Source organism: Pseudomonas sp. P105, assembly GCF_032614175.1.
GTDB classification, from domain to species: Bacteria; Pseudomonadota; Gammaproteobacteria; order Pseudomonadales; family Pseudomonadaceae; genus Aquipseudomonas; species Aquipseudomonas rhizophila.
In genome coordinates, this window is the sequence record NZ_CP126693.1 from 6,124,684 (window position 1) to 6,143,579 (window position 18,896).

Annotated in this window: 15 protein-coding genes and 1 pseudogene; 5 read left to right on the plus strand and 11 right to left on the minus strand. The window is 57.1% G+C overall.

The features are described 5' to 3' along the window. Nucleotides 1-85: 85 nt before the first annotated feature. Nucleotides 86-610: a DUF962 domain-containing protein gene (locus QOM08_RS27585; protein ID WP_047230305.1), complete on the plus strand. Its 525-nt coding sequence runs from the start codon at nucleotides 86-88 to the stop codon at nucleotides 608-610. Between the two features lie 51 nt (nucleotides 611-661). Here the strand turns inward: QOM08_RS27585 and QOM08_RS27590 are convergent, their stop codons facing one another. The 9 genes from QOM08_RS27590 to dibA form a co-directional block, all read right to left on the minus strand. Further along, nucleotides 662-2,884, minus strand: a complete 2,223-nt coding sequence (locus tag QOM08_RS27590; protein WP_316912354.1) for a GMC family oxidoreductase — start codon at nucleotides 2,882-2,884, stop codon at nucleotides 662-664. Then, a complete protein-coding gene (locus QOM08_RS27595) occupies nucleotides 2,881-3,393 on the minus strand; it encodes a sorbitol dehydrogenase (protein ID WP_173406328.1) in 513 nt (170 codons plus the stop codon). Before QOM08_RS27595 ends, QOM08_RS27590 begins: the two co-directional genes overlap by 4 nt. Further along, nucleotides 3,383-4,753, minus strand: coding sequence for a cytochrome C (locus QOM08_RS27600; protein WP_316912355.1), 1,371 nt, complete (start codon nucleotides 4,751-4,753; stop codon nucleotides 3,383-3,385). The genes QOM08_RS27595 and QOM08_RS27600 overlap by 11 nt, the downstream gene beginning before the upstream one ends. A 334-nt stretch (nucleotides 4,754-5,087) precedes the next feature. Then, the gene (locus QOM08_RS27605; RefSeq protein ID WP_139048647.1) at nucleotides 5,088-6,077 is read right to left on the minus strand and encodes a sulfate/molybdate ABC transporter ATP-binding protein; all 990 of its coding nucleotides are present in this window, start codon (nucleotides 6,075-6,077) and stop codon (nucleotides 5,088-5,090) included. Between the two features lie 3 nt (nucleotides 6,078-6,080). Continuing rightward, a complete protein-coding gene (cysW, locus tag QOM08_RS27610; protein ID WP_107321447.1) occupies nucleotides 6,081-6,950 on the minus strand; it encodes a sulfate ABC transporter permease subunit CysW in 870 nt (289 codons plus the stop codon). A gap of 12 nt (nucleotides 6,951-6,962) precedes the next feature. After that, complete coding sequence (gene cysT, locus QOM08_RS27615; RefSeq protein WP_047230311.1) at nucleotides 6,963-7,781, minus strand: sulfate ABC transporter permease subunit CysT; 819 nt, start codon at nucleotides 7,779-7,781, stop codon at nucleotides 6,963-6,965. Nucleotides 7,782-7,994: 213 nt separating this feature from the next. After that, nucleotides 7,995-9,008 (minus strand): sulfate ABC transporter substrate-binding protein, encoded by a 1,014-nt coding sequence (locus QOM08_RS27620; RefSeq protein ID WP_047230312.1) that lies wholly within the window; start codon nucleotides 9,006-9,008, stop codon nucleotides 7,995-7,997. Between the two features lie 51 nt (nucleotides 9,009-9,059). Next, nucleotides 9,060-9,242, minus strand: coding sequence for a sulfur starvation response protein OscA (gene oscA / locus QOM08_RS27625; protein WP_047230313.1), 183 nt, complete (start codon nucleotides 9,240-9,242; stop codon nucleotides 9,060-9,062). Between the two features lie 142 nt (nucleotides 9,243-9,384). Further along, the gene (gene dibA / locus QOM08_RS27630) at nucleotides 9,385-11,292 is read right to left on the minus strand and encodes a phosphodiesterase DibA (protein WP_316912356.1); all 1,908 of its coding nucleotides are present in this window, start codon (nucleotides 11,290-11,292) and stop codon (nucleotides 9,385-9,387) included. Nucleotides 11,293-11,438: 146 nt separating this feature from the next. Between dibA and desA the strand changes: the two genes are divergently transcribed. Together desA and QOM08_RS27640 are read left to right on the plus strand one after the other, a co-directional pair. Then, nucleotides 11,439-12,623 (plus strand): delta-9 fatty acid desaturase DesA, encoded by a 1,185-nt coding sequence (desA, locus tag QOM08_RS27635; protein WP_076383221.1) that lies wholly within the window; start codon nucleotides 11,439-11,441, stop codon nucleotides 12,621-12,623. 272 nt (nucleotides 12,624-12,895) lie between these two features. Next, nucleotides 12,896-13,429: a cysteine hydrolase family protein gene (locus tag QOM08_RS27640; protein WP_076383220.1), complete on the plus strand. Its 534-nt coding sequence runs from the start codon at nucleotides 12,896-12,898 to the stop codon at nucleotides 13,427-13,429. A 69-nt stretch (nucleotides 13,430-13,498) separates the two neighbouring features. On the opposite strand, the pseudogene QOM08_RS27645 reads toward QOM08_RS27640, so the two are convergent. Beyond that, a pseudogene (locus QOM08_RS27645) lies at nucleotides 13,499-14,344 on the minus strand (serine/threonine-protein kinase); the annotation flags it as partial. A 416-nt stretch (nucleotides 14,345-14,760) separates the two neighbouring features. On the opposite strand from QOM08_RS27645, the gene QOM08_RS27650 reads away from it, so the two are divergent. Beyond that, complete coding sequence (locus tag QOM08_RS27650) at nucleotides 14,761-15,120, plus strand: DUF6124 family protein (RefSeq protein ID WP_316912357.1); 360 nt, start codon at nucleotides 14,761-14,763, stop codon at nucleotides 15,118-15,120. A gap of 419 nt (nucleotides 15,121-15,539) precedes the next feature. After that, nucleotides 15,540-16,346 (plus strand): hypothetical protein, encoded by an 807-nt coding sequence (locus tag QOM08_RS27655; RefSeq protein WP_316912358.1) that lies wholly within the window; start codon nucleotides 15,540-15,542, stop codon nucleotides 16,344-16,346. Between the two features lie 227 nt (nucleotides 16,347-16,573). On the opposite strand, the gene QOM08_RS27660 is transcribed toward QOM08_RS27655, so the two are convergent. Next, nucleotides 16,574-18,754: a hypothetical protein gene (locus tag QOM08_RS27660; protein WP_316912359.1), complete on the minus strand. Its 2,181-nt coding sequence runs from the start codon at nucleotides 18,752-18,754 to the stop codon at nucleotides 16,574-16,576. Between the last annotated feature and the right edge of the window lie 142 nt (nucleotides 18,755-18,896).

Consider the following 18,896-nt stretch of genomic DNA (forward strand, 5'->3'; position numbering starts at 1 on the left):
AAACTCCGGGACAAGTGTCGGCTAACTGACAGAACGCCTCGTGGAACCCGGGCATCATGCAGGCATCACCTCAGGAGGAACAACAATGAAAAGCCTCGTTGATCATCTCAGTCAATACGCTGCCTACCACCGCGACCCACGCAACATCGCCACGCACTTCATCGGTATTCCGCTGATTTTCGTCGCCGTCGCCGTACTGCTGTCACGGCCGGGTTGGCCGGTGGGCGCGCTCCTGGTGTCGCCGGCGCTGCTGATAGCGGTAGCCAGTGCCTGGTTCTATCTGCGCCTTGAGTTGCGCCTGGGGGTGCTGATGACGGTACTGCTGGCCCTGGCGCTATGGCTGGGCCAGGTGCTCGCCGCGCAAAGCACCTTGGTGTGGCTGGGAAGTGGCCTGGGGATGTTCGTGGTGGGCTGGGTGATCCAGTTCGTCGGTCACTATTACGAAGGCCGTAAACCGGCGTTCGTCGATGACCTCACCGGGTTGATTGTCGGGCCGCTGTTCGTGGTGGTGGAGGCGGGTTTCCTGCTGGGGCTTCGTGGCGAACTGAAGCGGGCCATTGAAGAACGCGCCGGGCCCGTGGCCTTGCGTCACCAACGCTCGGCCGTCTGAATCTGTGGGAGCAAGGCCTGCTCCCACAAGAGTCAGGCCTTACCGCTCAAGTTACAGCGCACCAAACTCGACCCGTATCGTCAGCGCGCCGGTGTTATCTTTCAAACCAGACCCATGTTGCCCGGTCAGGTCATCGTTGATGCACAGTTGCAGTTCCCCTTGCTGGTCGCCCGGAACCTGCGCCAGATCCCCCACCAGGAACGGCGTTCCATCGTTGCCCACACGACCGATCAAGGCGCCTTCGGCGGCACCGGGCAAGGCATAGCTGCTGTAGTCGATGTGCCGCGAACCGCCCTTTCCATCGACATTGCCGCCCTGCGGGCTGGCACACCATAACCCACTGACGTAGCGAACCACGCGCGGTATCAACCCGTTGATCTGCACTCCAGTGCCCTGCCAGGCGATGTTGGATTGGACCGGCATGGTCACCGCCTTCAGGTCGTTGGCCACGGTGTCCCCGGCCTGGAACGACAGCGCCGCAATCGTCAGGCTCGGGTTCGAGGTGCCCGTGCTGGGGAACACGCCATCGCCCACCAGAAACAGGTTCTTGTGGTCCCAACTGCGCTGGTATTTGTCCACCACCGACTTGGCTGGATCATCGCCCATGCGATAGGTCCCCATCAGGTGTCCGGCGCCCTGGAAGCTGTAATCTTCGCCTTTGTAGTTGAAGGTCCCTTTGCCAATGGGTGCTGTCAGTTCCACGGCGCCAAGCAGGTCCTTGATGATGTGGCTCGCCAGTATCTTCGCCTGCCTGAAACCTTCCTTGGTGTAATCGGACAGGTCGTAGTGGATTTCCGGCCGAAGAATGCCGAGCCCGTCCTTGTAGTTATCCGTCGAGGGCACGATGTAGCTATTGGACTGGTCGGGATGGTCTTCCACCTGTTCCACCAGGAAGCCGATCCGAAACTGGCGGATGAACAGTTCGTTGAGTTTTTTGATCAGTGCCGTGCCGTAAAGCGCTTCAGTGGGCGGCGCCGGTGTCTCTTTCGCCGGCAATGGATTGGTGCGACTTATGTTCTTCCCGTCGATAAAATCGGCCACGGTGACGTAAGGATCGCCAACCGGCCAGTTCCAGCCTTCATTGCCGATTTCGATGCGCCATGCCGCTCGCTGGCTGCGGAAGGCACCGTCACGCAGGCTCTCGATGCCCGCCGTGGACACCGGGCCACGATATGGGAAAACCGTCTTGCCTTCCGGCATCAGCCCCCACGCCAGGTAAATCGGATGGTCGGACAGGCTGCGTCCCACCTGCCCGCTGCTGTTGGCCACACCTTTGGGCCAGTCCGGGGTTTTGGAGTTGAGCAACAATTTAGGGGTTTCGATGGCATGGGCCGCGATCACGTAACGCTGCCCGATGGCCACACCGTTTCCCGTCTTCGGTCCCTCGCCAAGCTGATATTGAATGAATTCGATGCCATTGATGTTCTTGTCCGGGCCCACGGTCACTTTGCTGGCCACGGTCCGGTACATGACCCGGACGTTGCCGGTGGCCCGGGCCTTGTTCATGGTCACCGTGGCGTCGTACTTGGCCTGGATCGGGCAGATCGGCGTGCAGTTGGTATTGCCGGCACACACCCGGCGCCCGGCGTAGGGCTGGGAATTGCGCCCCGCCGGGGTCGGACTGACCACCAGCGGCAAGCCGTCGAACGTCTGCCCGGTCACGGCGCTGACAAAACTGCCGTCAACCAGTGACAGCGGAATGCTGTGCATCGGGAATGAATAGCCCTCGGGAAAGGTCATGCCCAGATAAGCCTGGTCGGCGACATTGGCCGACACACCGATTTCCGCCTCGGCCCGGCAATAGGCACTTTGCAGATCGTCGTAGCCGATCGGCCAGTCCACCCCGACGCCGTATTTGCTCTTCAGACGAAAATCGTTCGGCACCATGCGCAGGCACGTCCCGACCCAATGCCAGGTCGTCCCGCCGCCCACCCGTTCGTAGGTGCTGTTGAAGGGCAACGGGCCTTTCTGCACCAGGTAACTGATTTCCGGTTTGTCCCACCCCAGGATCAGATCGGCGATGGTTGCCCGCGGGGCATTTTCCTTGGTCGGATCCCGCGGTGTGTCCAGGGTCGATACCGGAGGATAGGGCGACTCCGGGGTTTTCAGGGTCGCCGTGTAGAAGCGCTCCAGATACTGCGTACGATTGGCCGGAATCTCCGGGCCCGATTCGAGCACCAGCACATCCACGCCAGCCATGCCCAACTGATAAGCGATGATGCTGCCGGCCAGGCCCGCCCCAACGATGACCACCTCTGCTTGTTCGGTACTCATGACGAAGCTCCTTGCTGCGCGTTGGCGGCTACCCCGGTGTAATCCTCAAGGCTGGGCGGCGTCGTGTTCCAGTAGCCGAAGAACATCTCGCTGTAGCCCATAGGGTGAGCCTGGGCGGCTTTCCAGGCCCATCCATTGATATAAGCCTGGTCGGACACCACCGTCTGCTCATCCTTTTTGAAACTCGCCGCGTCATACGGTTGGTACCAGACGCCCAGCAACCACAGCTTCATGATCGAACGCGCGGCTTTGGCGGTCTGCGTGTCGGCCGGTAGCGCTCCGTCCATCAATACCGCTTGGGCGATCTGATCCGGGGATTGATTGTCCCCCGCCAGGTTGGCGTATTGAGTCAGCAATGTACTGAGCACATCAGGCGTGATTCTTGGCGTGATGAATTCAAGAAACAGCGGAGGCAAACCCACCTGGTCGATCGCCGGTGCCAATCGCTCAGTGGAAATGCCAGTCAGGACCGATGAAAGGCCTACGAAATTTTCCAGATCACTGCTCATGCTTGACTCCTTGTCCAGTCGTGGACTGCGCGCGTTCGAGCAAATAGGTGAAATCCGCGAAGCTGGTGCGCGGCGATTCGGTGACATGGGTTGCCGCATTGCCATGACACGCCATGCAACTGGAAGACGCTTGGGGCACGGTGCCCTGGATGTAGGTTTCCAGTGTGGCGTTGGCCAGGAACAACGGGGCTGGATTGCCCAGCGGGTTGGCGGCTGATATCTGACAGTTGGGCTGTGGTGCCGACGGCCACTGGGTACTGATCAATTGATAGTTCGCCCAGACGCTCTGTGGGTTGACCGTACGCAACAGGGCTTGATAGGTGGCGTTCAGGGTTTTGGTGGCTTCGGTCAGCGGTATCTCACGCACGATCTGCGAGGGTGTTGCCTTGACCGCCGGGTTCCAGGGCCGGGGCGGCGGCTGGTTGATATCGCTTTGGCTGGCAGCGTTGTAGAACAGATAAGGTCCCACCCGTTGGGCCGGGGGGGTGGTCTGTTCGGGTACGTTTTTTACATGTTCAAAGGTCGACCAGACCCACTGCGCGGCGCTGTCGGTCTTGTGAACGATGTGCAGTCCCACCAACCCCACCGATTCGGACTTGCACGACTCCCCGACAATGGGTCCTTTGCTCGGGTCGCTGTTTCCCGGTGTATAGACCAGCGCATCGACGGTGTGAAAATCCTGCGGACGATCATTGGCGCCCAGCACTTTCCACGATGCTTTTACCATCAGCGCGCCGACGTCCTGTGTCTTGGCCGAGCCGCAACTGAAAGCCACGGCGTTGGTCGGGTTTGCGGCAAAAAACTTCTGCTGGCCTTCGATGCTGTACAGACCATTGTCGACAATGGAATTGAACATCGATCGGTTGACCACGATTTCGTTGCGCGTATAGGCCCCGTTCTGATCCACCAGCGGGCCGCTCTCGAAAGGCTGGATAAACTCATCCAGCACATCGGGTACCTTGCCCATCTGCTGCAACAGGCGCCCGGACTTGAGCGACTTGCACGCTTCGGGAATCGTCGCCGGCGCATCCCAGGCCAACGGCGCCTGACCCTTGGCCCGGAAGATCTGGTAGCTCTCTTTCCAGCTTTCCCACACCGTGGCCCCATCCTGTTTGCCGATGGGAGTGCCGGTATTGGGATTGCCGTTGTCCAGCGCCGGCCAGTTCAAGGCAATGAAGGTCTGCCATGACAGGTCATCGAAATCGCGCTGAAGGCTGGCCAGCGTGGGATGTTCCTCGGCAACCGTGACATCGAAGGGTATCTGCGGTGACAACGAGGGGGTGGCGCTGACGGATGGGCTCAATAAAACGCTTAGCAAGGCACAGCCAAACGGGCCATGCCGACTGACTTCCATTCTCATGCTTTATCTCCTTGGCATCAGGGCGCCAGGAGATAACACCGGTCCGTCATTGGACTCTTACTGCCTCCTGGCAAGTCAGAGTCTAGGTAGGGTTTGGTTCAAGGCCAGGTGCAGAAGTAGAACCGATCGAAGCAAGGCCAAGCGGGGTTATTCGGATTCGGCTCGGGGTGTCAGTGAGGGCGCCATCGCGAGCAAGCTCGCTCCCACAGGAGACTGGGGCTGGGCCGCAGATGTTGTGGCCGACACCGCTCCCACAGGTTTTTTGGGTTGCCCACAGACTTGTGGTCAAGCCCATTCCACTGTGGGAGCGAGCCTGCTCGCGATGCTTTTGATCTTAAAGGTTTGAGACTTTCTGCCAGACCTTCGGCTTGAAGAACAGCGTCTCGCCCTTCGCCAGGCCCACCAGGCTGTCGTGGTCCTTCACCACTTCAGCTTCGATCAGCTCGCTCTGGCCTTCCACCTTCAGGGTCACCCGGGTGGTGGCGCCCAGCGGGCGAATGTCGCGCACTTCGGCGGCGTGGTGATCCTCCAGCTCCGAACGCGACAGCGAGACTTCATGGGGGCGGAACAGCACATGTCGATCCTCACCCAAGTGCAGGCGGTTCGAGTCGCCGAGGAAGTGATACACAAAGTCGCTGGCCGGGTTTTCGTAGACATCGCCCGGTGAGCCAATCTGCTCGATCACACCCTTGTTCATCACCACGATCCGATCCGCGACTTCCATGGCCTCTTCCTGGTCGTGAGTCACGAACACCGAAGTCAGGTTGATGTCCTCGTGCAACCGTGCCAGCCAGCGCCGCAGTTCCTTGCGTACCTTGGCGTCGAGGGCGCCGAAGGGTTCGTCCAGCAGCAACACCTTGGGCTCCACCGCCAGGGCGCGGGCCAGGGCGATACGCTGGCGCTGGCCGCCGGAAAGCTGTTCGGGGTAACGGTCGGCAAGCCAGTCCAGTTGCACCATGTTCAATAACTCGTGGACCTTGGTCGCGATCTGGCTTTCGTTCGGGCGTTGGTTCTTGGGCTTCATGCGCAAGCCGAAGGCAACGTTGTCGAACACCGTCATGTGGCGGAACAGGGCATAGTGCTGAAATACGAAACCGACGTTGCGATCACGCACGTCGTGGCCGGAAACGTCCTCGCCGTGGAACACGATGTTGCCCTGGTCCGGGGTTTCGAGGCCGGCGATGATCCGCAGCAAAGTGGTCTTGCCGCAACCCGACGGCCCCAGCAGGGCCACCAACTCGCCGCTCTGGATGTCCAGGCTGATATCGTCGAGGGCCTTGAAGGCGTGGAAATTCTTGCTGACGTTACGAACTTCGATCGACATGACTTATTCCTCCGCGGCGCTGGCGCGCAGGCGGTTGATTCGGTTTTCGCTCCACTGCTTGAGCAGCAGGATGAAGAGCGCCAGGATCAGCAACAGGCTCGCCACAGCGAACGCGGCCACGTGGTTGTATTCGTTGTAGAGGATCTCGACGTGCAGCGGCAGGGTGTTGGTGACCCCGCGAATGTGCCCGGACACCACCGATACCGCGCCGAATTCGCCCATGGCCCGGGCGGTACACAGCACCACGCCATAGATCAGCCCCCACTTGATGTTCGGCACGGTGACATGCCAGAACATCTGCCAGCCATTGGCACCCAACAGGCGCGCGGCTTCTTCTTCCTGGGTGCCCTGCTCCTGCATCAGCGGGATCAGCTCACGGGCCACGAACGGCACGGTGACGAAGATCGTCGCCAGCACGATGCCCGGCAGCGCAAACACAATCTGGATGTCGTGATCCGACAGCCACGGCCCGAACAGGCCCTGGGCACCGAACATCAGCACATAGACCAGGCCGGCGATCACCGGCGACACCGAGAACGGCAGGTCGATCAGGGTCACCAGCATGCTCTTGCCACGGAATGAATATTTGCTCACGCACCACGCGGCGCTGACCCCGAACACCAGGTTCAGCGGCACCGAGATCAGCACCGCGATCACCGTGAGCTTGAGCGCCGACAGCGCATCGGGTTCGAAGATTGCGGCGAAGAACGCCCCCAGGCCCAGCTTCAGCCCCTGGGAGACCACGATGAACAGCGGCAGCAGCAGGAATAGCGCAAAGATCAACCAGCCAAGACCGATCAGGACTCGCCGCGATGTTGCACTGCCGCGGCGGGCGGCGTTGGTGGAGGCCGCGTAAATAGACGATTGGGACATGTTCGCGCCTCCTTATGGGGTTTCGATGCGCCGCTGCAGCAGGTTGATCAGCAGCAACAGGACGAAGGAAACCACCAGCATCAGCACGCCGATGGAGGTGGCGCCGGTGTAGTCGTATTGGTCGAGCTTGACCATGATCAGCAGCGGCAGGATCTCGGTTTTCATCGGCATGTTGCCGGCGATGAAAATCACCGACCCGTACTCGCCCACGCCACGGGCAAAAGCCAGGGCGAAGCCGGTCAACCAGGCCGGCAACAACGCCGGCACAAGGACGTGGCGGAACACCTGCCACGGCTTGGCACCGAGGCAGGCGGCGGCCTCTTCGACTTCACGGGGGATATCGGCCAGCACCGGCTGCACCGTGCGCACCACGAACGGCAGCGTCACGAAGGTCAGCGCCAGGGTGATGCCCAGCGGGGTGTAGGCGATCTTGAAACCCAGGTCGGTGGCAAACTGGCCGACCAGGCCGGTCGGCGCATACAACGCCGTCAGTGCAATACCCGCCACGGCGGTGGGCAAGGCGAACGGCAGATCGATCATTGCATCGATGATCTTGCGACCGGGGAAGGTGTAGCGCACCAGCACCCAGGCCAACAGCGTACCGATCACACCGTTGATGATCGCCGCGCACAGAGCAGTGCCGAAGCTGAGCTTCAAGGCCGCCAGCACCCGTGGCGCGGAGATGATCGCCCAGAACTGTTCCCAGGTAAGTTGGGCGGCATGTACGAACATTGCCGCCAGTGGTATGAGCACAATCAGACTGAGGTACACCAGAGTGTAGCCCAGCGTCAGCCCGAAGCCGGGTATGACGGGGGATATGCGACGCGACATAAAGGTCCTTGGTTGAGAACGCGCAAAAACTGTGGCGAGGGGATTTATCCCCGTTGGGCTGCGAAGCAGCCCCAAAGCAGCCGACTCAATTCACCTGAGCATAAAGACATGCCAGATTCAGGGCCGCTTCGCGCCCCAACGGGGATAAATCCCCTCGCCACAGATTCAGTGTCCGGCCTTAGCTTGTAATCAGCTCATTCAGGCCTGCCCAGCTTACTGCGCCTGATAGATCTGGTCGAAAATGCCGCCATCGTTGAAGAATTTCGGCTGGGCGGTTTTCCAGCCACCGAAGTCCTTGTCGATGGTTACCAGGTCCAATTTCGGGAACTGCCGGGAGTACTTGGCGGCCACGTCCTTGTCACGTGGACGATAGAAGTTTTTTGCGGCGATTTCCTGGCCGGCCGGGCTGTACAGGTGCTTGAGGTAGGCTTCGGCGATCTCCAGGTTGCCCTTTTTCTCGGCATTCTTGTCCACTACCGCCACCGGCGGTTCGGCGAGGATCGACAACGACGGCACGACGATGTCGAACTTGTCCGCGCCGCCGTCTTCTTTCAGCGCCAGGAAGGCTTCGTTTTCCCAGGCCAGCAACACGTCGCCCTGACCGTTGTTGACGAAGGTAATGGTCGAGCCGCGGGCGCCGGTGTCGAGGATCGGCACATGCTTGAACAGTGCTTGAACGTATTGCTTGGCCTTGGCTTCGTCACCACCGTTGGCCTTGAGGCCATAGGCCCAGGCGGCGAGGAAGTTCCAGCGAGCACCGCCGGAGGTCTTCGGGTTCGGGGTGATGACCGACACGTCATCCTTGATCAGATCGCCCCAGTCCTTGATGCCCTTGGGATTGCCTTTACGCACCAGGAAAACGATGGTCGAGGTGTACGGTGTGCTGGCTTCCGGCAGGCGTGTTTGCCAATCCGCCGGCAGGGACTTGCCCAGCTTGGCGATTTCGTCGATGTCGCCAGCCAGAGCCAGGGTCACCACGTCAGCCCGCAGGCCATCGATCACCGCCCGACCCTGCTTGCCCGAGCCACCGTGAGATTGCTGGATCTTCACGCTATCGTCCGGGTGCGCTTTCTTCCAGAAACTGGCGAATTCGGCGTTGTAATCCTGGTACAGCTCGCGAGTCGGGTCGTAGGACACGTTAAGCAACTCGTAATCCTTGGCAAAAGCGGAACCTGCAAAAACAGCGCTGGCCAAGACGGCCAAGGCATAACGGCGAATTGACGGCATGGTGAAAACTCCTGGAATTCCGGTTTTTTTATGTTTGTGAAGTGTTGGTCTTCAACCCGGTTTGTGGCTCGGCTGCTGCAACCGGAATTTTTCCTTGCGCTCGATCTGGACGACTTGCGCGTTGTGCACAGTGATTTCCACCGCGCCAAAACGAAGGTCCCGCAAGGCATTGAGGATCTCGCGCAACAGAGTTGCTTCGTCCTGACCGTCAACGCTGCGTAGAGATGCGCTCATGCTATTGCTCCTTGAATGCCTGGAAGTGGGCGGCACCGTTTGTGGCGTAGGAGCAATACTAGATAGGCGTAGATATTCTTAAAAAGACTATTTAAGAATTTTTATATAACCAAAAACACAAGCAGCCGATGTGCAAAGGCAATTAATTGATTGCGGGCGCGCGATCCCAATCCAGCTGCTGCGCGGCAACGGGTCGTCCGAACCAGTAGCCCTGCCCCATCCCACAGGCATGTTCCAGCAGGAACGCTGCCTGCTCGCGCTGCTCGATGCCTTCGGCTTGCACTTGCATACCCATGCTGCGGGCCAGGGCGATGATTACCCGGACAATCGCTGCGTCGTCCTCATCCCACGGCAACCCAGCCACAAAGCCCTGATCAATCTTGAGCTTCTGGACAGGCAGGCGTTTGAGTCGCAGCAGCGACGAATAACCGGTACCAAAATCATCGATAGCCAGTCGCACCCCCAATTCCCGCAGACGGTGCATTTGCTCCAGGGCCACCTCCGGATCGTCCATCACCGCGCTTTCGGTCACTTCCAATTCCAGACAGGCCGGGTCCAGGCCTGAAACGTGCAGCACCCGCGCGACCTGTTCGTACAGCTCGCGACGGGCGAACAGCCGACTGGAAACGTTGACCGCGACAAACGATAACGCCACCCCGACCTCCTGCCATTGACGCATCTGTCGACAGGCCTGCTCCATGACCCAGGCATCGATTTGGGCGATCAGCCCGGTGCGCTCGGCGATGGGAATGAACTCGGCCGGCGAAACCAGCCCGCGCTCGGGATGTTCCCAGCGCACCAAAGCCTCGACACCGATCAGGCGGCTGGTCGCCAGATCGTGTACCGGCTGGTAATGAACCCGCAGCTCCTGCTGCTGGAGCGCGCGTCGCAGTTCGAAGGCGATCTCGACCCGTTGTTGGGCATGAGCGGTGAGTTCTTCGGTATACAGGGCGTAGCCATCGCGCCCGGCACTCTTAGCCTTGAACAAGGCGGAGTCGGCATTGCGCAGCAGTTGCCCCGCGCTGAGGGCATCCCCGGGAAACAGGCTGATGCCCACGCTGGCATTGATGAACAAGAGCTGGTTTTCGAGGCGCAACGGTTCTTTCAGGGCATCGATAATGCGCTGGGCCAGCACCGCCGCCTGCGCCGGCTGCGAGCAATTTTCCACCAGCACCGCAAACTCGTCGCCCCCCAGCCGGGCCAGGGTCACGCCGGGCGCAAACAACCCCCGGAATCGCTCCGCCACGCTTTTGAGCAATTGATCGCCAACGTGATGCCCCAGGCTGTCGTTGATGTTCTTGAAATGGTCCAGGTCCACCAGCAACAAGGCGCAGCCGCGTTTGTGCAACTGCGACGACGCCAGCGCCTGCTCGGCGCGATCAGAAAACAGCAGGCGATTGGGCAGACCGGTCAGCGGATCGTGGTGGGCCAGGTACGCCAGTTCGTGCTCCGAATCCTTGATCGCGCTGATGTCCGAAAACACCGCGACGTAATGGCTGACCTGACCGTTATCGTCGCGAACGACGCGGATCGTCTGCCATTGCGGGTAGATCTCACCGCTTTTACGTCGGTTCCAGATCTCGCCGCTCCACTCGCCACGGCTGCCCAGGGACGCAAACATCTCCTGGTAGAAATCCGCCCCATGACGGCCAGACTTGAACAGGTTGGGCCGCCGGCCCAACACCTCATCCCGGGCATACCCTGTAATCGTCATGAAGGCGCGATTGACGTGCACGATCAGGCCGTTCGGGTCCGTCACCAACACCCCTTCGCGCGTGCAATCGAAGACGGCGGCGGCCTGGCGCAAACGTTCGCCGTCGGCACGGTGTTCGCCTGTTCCGAAAAGCCGGGATATCCGCACACCCGCCAGGAAAACCAATCCGGCGCTGACCAGGACCCAGGCATATCCGTTGATCAACTGCCAGCGAAGCTGATCGGCAGATTGATCGAAAAAGCTGCTCAATAAATAACCAACCAGCTGCAGCCAGACGACCGACAGCACGAGATAAAGCAGCGCTCCACGCATGGCGCTGCGGTGATAGACGGTCATTCGGCGATCCATGTCCCCACAAAGAGGTGGGAATTATAGAGTAAGAAACATCCTGCCACTGTTATCTGAAAGGCCGACTGGTTTTATCTGTGCGGCAGGTGATAATGCAACGGCTGTTTCTATCTTTATCGAGGGCCCTATAGCCTATGTGGTACGAAGGTTTTCTTGGCTTGTCGCCCTGGTCACTGGTGGCAGTCACCCTGCTGATGACCCATGTCACGATCATTGGCGTCACGGTCTACCTGCACCGTTATTCGGCTCATCGCTCCCTGGAGCTCAACGCCGGCCTCAAACATTTCTTCCGCTTCTGGCTGTGGTTGACCACGGCGCAGAACACCCGCGAGTGGACCGCCATCCACCGCAAGCACCACGCCAAATGCGAAACCGTCGATGATCCCCACAGCCCAGTGATCAAAGGCCTGTCCACCGTGCTGCGCAAAGGCGCCGAACTCTATCGCGCCGAAGCGGAAAACCCCGAAACCCTGCGCATCTACGGCAAGAACTGCCCTGATGACTGGATCGAGCGCAACCTCTACAGCCGCTTCCCACTCATGGGCGTGGCGATCATGGGCGTCATCGACCTGCTGCTGTTTGGCACTATCGGCATCACCATCTGGGCCATCCAGATGATGTGGATTCCAGTCTGGGCCGCGGGCGTGGTCAATGGCCTGGGTCATGCCGTGGGCTACCGCAACTTCGAATGCCGCGACGCGGCGACCAACCTGGTGCCCTGGGGCATCCTGATCGGTGGCGAAGAACTGCACAACAATCACCATACCTACCCCAATTCGGCCAAGCTGTCGGTACGCAAATGGGAGTTCGACCTGGGCTGGGCCTGGATCCAGGTATTCAGTTTCCTGCGCCTGGCCAAGGTCCAGCGCGTCGCGCCAATCGCCCACCGTGTCGAGGGCAAGGGGCATCTGGACATGGACACCGCCATGGCGATCCTCAACAACCGTTTCCAGATCATGGCCCAGTACCGCAGGCTGGTCATCGCGCCGCTGGTCAAGCAGGAACTGGAAAAGGTCGATCACTCGGTCCGCCACCAATTCCACCGGGCCAAACGCCTGTTATCGCGGGAAACCAGCCTGCTGGATGAGCGTCACCATGCGCGCATCCAGAGCATGTTGGAACACAGTCAGGCGTTGAAGGTGATCTACGAAAAACGCCTGGCCTTGCAGCAGATCTGGGCCAAGACCAGCAGCAACGGCCACGACATGCTCGCGGCCATCAAGGAATGGATCCACGAAGCCGAGGCCAGCGGCATCCAGTCCCTGCGCGACTTCGCTGACCAGCTCAAGACCTACTCGCTGCGGCCTGCAACGGCCTGATAAGCAACCCCGCCAGCCGGCGGAATGCTGTTCACTTAAAAAGATGGCGCTTCTCCTTGAGTGGGGAAGCGCCTTTTTTTGGGGTTTTGTGTGCTAGTGTCGAGCTATGACCCATTATTGCCTCACCTCGACTACCACCACCACGACCGCTGAAAGCGGAGCGTGCGAGGTATCGTGAGCCAATAGCAGACGAACTTCAAAGGCCCGCCAGCGATGGACAGGGCCTTTTTTACGCCCTTGTGTCGCTGGCTCAAACGCAAGGAGATGCACTCATGTACGCCCTATTGATACTCGATATCCAAGTCGGGCTTGTTCACGGCCCGGAAAAACCATGGCGCTGCGAAGAGTTGTTGGCAACAGTGAATACCCTGATGGACAAGGCACGCAACGCTGGCGCCCCGATTTTTCTCGCGCGCCACATTGGGCCCGATGGATCTCCAATCGGACCAGGCAGCCCGTTGACGATGGTTGCGCAGGAACTGAAGCTTCTGGGTGAAGAGGTAGTATTCGAAAAACGGCGGCCAAACGCCTTTGAAATGACCGACCTGGCGGACAATTTGCGGTCTCTCGGGGCTACCGGCGTGGTGATTACTGGCATGAAAACCCAATACTGCGTCGATAGCACCTGTCGTGCTGCTCGTGATCTTGGCTTCGACGCGGTACTTGTCGCCGAAGGCCATACCTGTTCAGACACGCCCGTGATGAAAGCCAAGGACATCGTTGCTCATCACAATGCGACTCTTGAAGGGCCGTTCTGCCGACTAGTTCGGGCTGAGGAGTGGAGCTTCCAGCAGAGCCGAAACTAAGGGAATGCACATGGCTTGCCGGCCACAAGATGCATTGCCGGCACGCTCATGACATTGCTCGCAACCGACTTACCACCAGGACGACTCAGCACCCAAGGCGTCACGCAACTGCGCCGCAGTAATGCAGCGCTGTCCCGGATCAAACGTCAGCGCCAAGCGCAACGCCGCCCAGCAACGCCTGGGCAAATTGCGCGGAGCTTTGAGTTCGCGCTCCATGCGGGCGTCTCGAGCTTGGGTTGAAGGTAAACGGCGGAACGGGTGTTTGCCGCTCGCCAGCTCATACAGTAAGCAAGCCACCCCATAGGCATCGGCCCCCTCTGACAACGGTGCGCCGTCAAGCAACTCAGGGGCGGCGTAGCTCGGGGTCCAGGCGTTGAGGCGGTCTCGACTCAGGTTTGGCAGACCCTTCAACGGGCCCTCTTGCGCCAGGCCCAAGCCGAAATCGAACAAACGCACCCCCTCCTCGCTGAGCATGACGTTGCTTGGCTTCATGTCCCCGTGCAACACGCCCCGGCTGTGGGCATACGCCAAGGCGTCGAGCAGCGGCGCGGCGATGGCTTGCAGTTCATGCCAGGGCAAACCCAGCGGCCGCTCGCAAAGCAGTTTGTCCAAGGTCAAGCCGCGCATCAGTTCCATGGTGATAAAAGCCCGTCGATGGTCAGCGTCCACTTCGAAGGTGTATGGACGCAACACGTTCGGGTGATGCAATCGTCTGCTCAGGGCGAACTCGCTGTAGAGCAGCGCGCTGGCGTCAGGCGAGCCATCGAATTGCTCACTGAGCATTTTCAACGCAACGTATGGATCGGGATCACCGTATTGTTCGTGTAGCAGGTCCCGTACGCGATACACGAGCCCCATGCCTCCTGCTCCGAGCAGGCGTTCTAGGCGATAGCGACCGGCGAGCATTTGCGGTAGTCGCTGATACGACGCTCGCCCGATGTCATCGAAGGAGACGCACCGAACAAGGCGGAATTCGTGACATGGCGTCCCTCCCCACCTATTTCGCGCCGCTTTCCCACCAAGCTACGCATCCTTGCGCCTTTGCCTACAACTACGCCAGAATCCGTCCGCTTGTGCGCCTTGCCTCCGGCCTCTATCGTTTTCCCTGCCACTGCCCATCAGTGGTCGGGTTTAGTAGCCCTGGAATTTGCATAATGGCTGCATGAGTCTCATCAGTCAGGCATTGCCTGCACTTGATGGTGGCTGTGCGCATGGCGCCTTCGGGCGCGCCGGGCTTTTATGCATTTTCCACCGGTCTACTAACTTGCGCACAGCCGCCCCCCTTCCGTTTAGTAGCGAGATGGTTGCGGCCTACTACAGGAAGAATGCAGATGTTCAAGCCTACCCCGAATCCGCCAGAGGCGGACCAAGCTCCCCCGCGCACCAGATCCAAAACCAAAAAGCACGACGACGCCGCAAAGCGCGCCCTGGATTTCTATCTGTTGCCAAAACAGACGAAGCCCGAAGACGCCCCTAAACCGGGCCAGCTGTTCACCGTCGTAAAAGACATCGACAACGAATCCCTGCTGGCCAACCTCAGCGAAACCCTAGCTTCGGCCGATGCAATGGTCAGCGATCTGGCCTTCGAACTGGAAGGCTCACGTCGTCACTTTGCCCTTGGCATTCAGCAGCTGATTGAACTGAGTTCGTTGCTGGCGAACCGGGTGCTGGATAACGTTGATCCGCGATAGCAAACCATCCGATATCAAACCCGACGTGTGTCGGGTTTGATGTATTTGCATCTGACTGCCGCTTTCCTAGCGAGCCTGTTTCATTTCCTCACTGGACTGCGCTTTCGTTTTGCTGCATCACCTACAGACGCCAAGCAAACGGCCCAAGCACTAACGACTATTGACTCTCGTCTGCTATCGGCCAAAAGCGGACAGTAGACATATTGATGGCATTATGATATTTCAAAAGAGATATCTGCCAAGCCTTTGCATTTGAAATGCTTCAAGATCGACCTGATGGGTCAGCTCCCGCGAAATTAAATACTGGGTTGCATCCTATCGAGGCAGGTTGAGGTTACTCGCTGTTTCTAATCATGCTGCAAAACATGCACGGGCGCGCATCGATCTACCCCGTGACAGCTTTCAATAAGGGTATCAAGATGAACTATAAGGAATTAAAACTAGAGTTTGAAAGCAAGAACATACCTTTCGACACGCCAGCATTCTATGATCATGAGAATTTTATGGCAGAGGAGCAAAGGGATAGCGACTACCTTAACAACCACGCCTTGTTTGTCGCTTCAAGACCATACACCAGCGAATATTTAAATGAAGCAAGATCTAAAATAGTAAAAATCGTTGAGACGCTACACGCCCATCTTGTTGGCAATGGAAGGCAGGGCGCCTGTATCGACATCTCATCAATCCTCATGAGATGCTTAGAGCTAGAGGGGGTTTGGTGTGCATGCTTGAGGGGGAGCGTAAGCCTAACCTTCCCGGAGCATAGCGATGAGGGGGATGCACACTTCTACTCTATTACGAAAGACCAAAATTGCACTCCCGGTCACTACTGGGTGTACGCTCCACCATTTAAGATTATTGACATTACCATCCAAGAGCAGCCGTACGGCGACTCAAAAAAACGTTTCATACCCTCCTTTATCCTCGCCGAAGCAGCTGAAGAAGCCAAACCGGAAGTTGAGGACATTTTCAGCCCCGAGGCATCTCGCGAAATCGCCCACACTTACAGAATCGCAAGAGAAAATCAAATAAACCACTATTGTAGATCGCTGGAAAAATTAGAGAAGCACTTCCCGACCCAAAGGCTCCAAACAGAAACTGGAGCCACGATCAAATATATTCCACTAGCCGCTCATGCATCGGCAGAGAAGCTTGAAGGTTTTGGCAATTTTGACTTTAACGGACTCACGCCCTACGAATTTTATGAAGCATTCATTAAAGAGTAGTTTCAATACCATATATTCGAATAGGCACATCAGTAATATGTGCTCCGTTCACCCGTCACAATCGCCATTCCGCAGAGAACCAGAAGCTAACCGACAGCTGCCATCCTCAAAGGGCGGGTTGTCCCACCTCAGATACGACTAGGAAACCAGTACAATGCTGGATCACCCCCGCATAGCGGGTCTAAGACACCCGACCATGCGGTCCGTGTTGCTTGGCGTGCAAACACTCAGGCGAGCGCCTTCACCTTTCCATAAAGATCATAGAGATGCAGCGCTGACATATCCAAGATAGGCTCATACATAAATGAGTTGAGATGAATATTCTCCGGGGTCATTAGATTGACTTGAGACAGCACCATCAACTGCTCCCCACTGCCGGGAAACATCGAAGAAAATTTGCTGTACAGCTCAAATGTCTGATTGCTACTTATCGCATCCACAAAAGCTGTGTCATTGATTTTAGCGATCATAAATTCCTCAGCCTTGAGTCGAATGCCGATTGACAAGATAACTTTCGACTCAAGTTCGACATCATCATTCGCCGCAGCAGCTAGAGCATCGGCCTCGCTAAATATAAGCTGGATTACGGAATCGGCCGGATTTGGTAAAGACAAATTCGGCTGATCCAGCAACGTAGCTTTGAATGTGTCCTCTAAATTTTTGACTGTAAGCGCTGCCGTGTCTGCCTTGACGTGCAGCAAAGACGTCAGCATGAGATAGTGTTGACTAGCCACCCCGTGACAGTACTCCGCCAGATTACGCACGAATGGGATGCTGGCTACAAGATAAGCTGTATTATTTCCCAGGCCTGCTTTCCATGTTGTGAAGGGGTTCTTCTGATACTTCTCTTCCACAAAAGACAGCACACCTTGACTTTTTTTTGCAAACAGCCTGCGGCTTCTAGCGATTTGCAGACGACTGCTAATAGTACGATGGAAGTCAAAATTATGCGTTAGAAAAATCAGCTTAAAAAATGACACTCTCGAAATTTCGTTAAAATACTCGATTATTGCATATTTGTTCTTATAGTCGAAAGAGTCTGCAATATCGTCAATTACAAACAACGTCTCTTGACTTGCCTCACGCCTTGCCTGCACTTCGAACAATACGTTCAGAATATATAGAGCACGCTTCTCCCCTTGGCTGAGCACTTGAAGAAGTTTTTCCTCTTCGACGCCACAAGAGCCTTGCCCGTCTTTGAACTCAAAGGCAACCTTTGGTGCTTCGCCCTTTAAAATGACATCTTGCTGATTTTGTACGACCAGCTTAAAAGGGACGAAAAATCTTTCGTTAAACTGAGAAACTACCGCAGCCCACTTCGTTTTCTCTGCATCAGCTTGACGGGCAGTCTCCGCAATCACGTCCTTCGCCGAAGCGTACGCCGCAGCAAATACGACCAGAGCTGACTGTGCAACATTGAAATAGGCGTTCCAGATTTTTTTCCTGAAGCCTTCAAAATCACCTAGCTCGGCAAGAACTTCCGGATGAGCGCCTAGATAATCACGAAACTTTTTCAACTCCGAATTCTTTTGGAGCTGCTTATCAACAGCTTCAAATTTTGCAGATAGCTCTTTATCACCTAGAATTCGTTTCTTTTCAGCACCGACTAACTCTTCTAGTTCTTTAGCTGAAGCGACCTCAAGCCTTTCTCCGCCATTCGATATACTCAGCGCGTGGTTCGCTTCAAAAAAGCCGTTACTTTGCAGACTCTTTGAAACGTCGCTGGCACCTGAGTGGTTAAATTTCTTGCTAAGCAGCGGGGAGTTCTCCACCAACTCTTGATACTTCTCCATATACTCTTGCAGCTGATCATGCAACGTACCAGCTTTGAACGCCGCTATCGTTTTATCATTAAAAATTTCGGTATATACCAGATCGGAAAAGCGAATATCGCCATCTAGATGGCCTGCTATTTCCGAAAAGAAATCAAATGAATTTTTGAACTGAAACACGTCTTTTATTTCAGCATCCGGATTGGATCTTCCTGGCCAACCCGAGGCGTCCTTCAAAGCTTTCAAGACCGCATCATGAGTTGTCGCGATATTTCGAATCGCCTCCTCATATTCGTGTCTCAACTGCTGGTTGACCAAGAGAGTTGAAGTGCCTGCTCCAGCATAACGTTCAACGTACGGTTTGATTACAAATATTGATTCTGGTGGTAACGCCGTAGCTGGTGCCGAATAAATTATCCTGCTGGTTTGCCGTGCTGGGAATATCAGATCTTGGCTCTCGCGCCCTTCTTGAGCATCTAGAAAAGTCCGCGCCAATGAGGTTTTCATAAACCCATTTGGGGCATATACAGAAAAGGCAGAACCTGCTGGGACTTTTCCACCCCCTTTAAACGTTAACTTTGCATCAAGCTTTTGAATTCCATAGCAGTTTTCAATTTTTATATCCAAGACGTCCATATCTGTTTCTCCATCCTATGATGATCCTTGTAGTGCTGACAGTATCGATTTGCCAGCACGCTGTCTACGCGCCGCTAGGCTACGCATCGTGGGATTTTATACCTCGCAGATCATTCCGCAGGACACCCCTAAGTCAAACATC

What these genes read in the sequence shown, in the direction of transcription:
- QOM08_RS27595 (WP_173406328.1), bottom strand. Translation starts at nt 3,393, where the DNA reads ATGAGCAGTGATCTGGAAAATTTCGTAGGCCTTTCATCGGTCCTGACT.
- QOM08_RS27620 (WP_047230312.1), bottom strand. Translation starts at nt 9,008, where the DNA reads ATGCCGTCAATTCGCCGTTATGCCTTGGCCGTCTTGGCCAGCGCTGTT.
- QOM08_RS27640 (WP_076383220.1), top strand. Translation starts at nt 12,896, where the DNA reads ATGTACGCCCTATTGATACTCGATATCCAAGTCGGGCTTGTTCACGGC.
- cysT (WP_047230311.1), bottom strand. Translation starts at nt 7,781, where the DNA reads ATGTCGCGTCGCATATCCCCCGTCATACCCGGCTTCGGGCTGACGCTG.
- QOM08_RS27605 (WP_139048647.1), bottom strand. Translation starts at nt 6,077, where the DNA reads ATGTCGATCGAAGTTCGTAACGTCAGCAAGAATTTCCACGCCTTCAAG.
- QOM08_RS27650 (WP_316912357.1), top strand. Translation starts at nt 14,761, where the DNA reads ATGTTCAAGCCTACCCCGAATCCGCCAGAGGCGGACCAAGCTCCCCCG.
- QOM08_RS27590 (WP_316912354.1), bottom strand. Translation starts at nt 2,884, where the DNA reads ATGAGTACCGAACAAGCAGAGGTGGTCATCGTTGGGGCGGGCCTGGCC.
- cysW (WP_107321447.1), bottom strand. Translation starts at nt 6,950, where the DNA reads ATGTCCCAATCGTCTATTTACGCGGCCTCCACCAACGCCGCCCGCCGC.
- dibA (WP_316912356.1), bottom strand. Translation starts at nt 11,292, where the DNA reads ATGACCGTCTATCACCGCAGCGCCATGCGTGGAGCGCTGCTTTATCTC.
- QOM08_RS27655 (WP_316912358.1), top strand. Translation starts at nt 15,540, where the DNA reads ATGAACTATAAGGAATTAAAACTAGAGTTTGAAAGCAAGAACATACCT.
- QOM08_RS27660 (WP_316912359.1), bottom strand. Translation starts at nt 18,754, where the DNA reads ATGGACGTCTTGGATATAAAAATTGAAAACTGCTATGGAATTCAAAAG.
- QOM08_RS27600 (WP_316912355.1), bottom strand. Translation starts at nt 4,753, where the DNA reads ATGAGAATGGAAGTCAGTCGGCATGGCCCGTTTGGCTGTGCCTTGCTA.
- QOM08_RS27585 (WP_047230305.1), top strand. Translation starts at nt 86, where the DNA reads ATGAAAAGCCTCGTTGATCATCTCAGTCAATACGCTGCCTACCACCGC.
- oscA (WP_047230313.1), bottom strand. Translation starts at nt 9,242, where the DNA reads ATGAGCGCATCTCTACGCAGCGTTGACGGTCAGGACGAAGCAACTCTG.
- desA (WP_076383221.1), top strand. Translation starts at nt 11,439, where the DNA reads ATGTGGTACGAAGGTTTTCTTGGCTTGTCGCCCTGGTCACTGGTGGCA.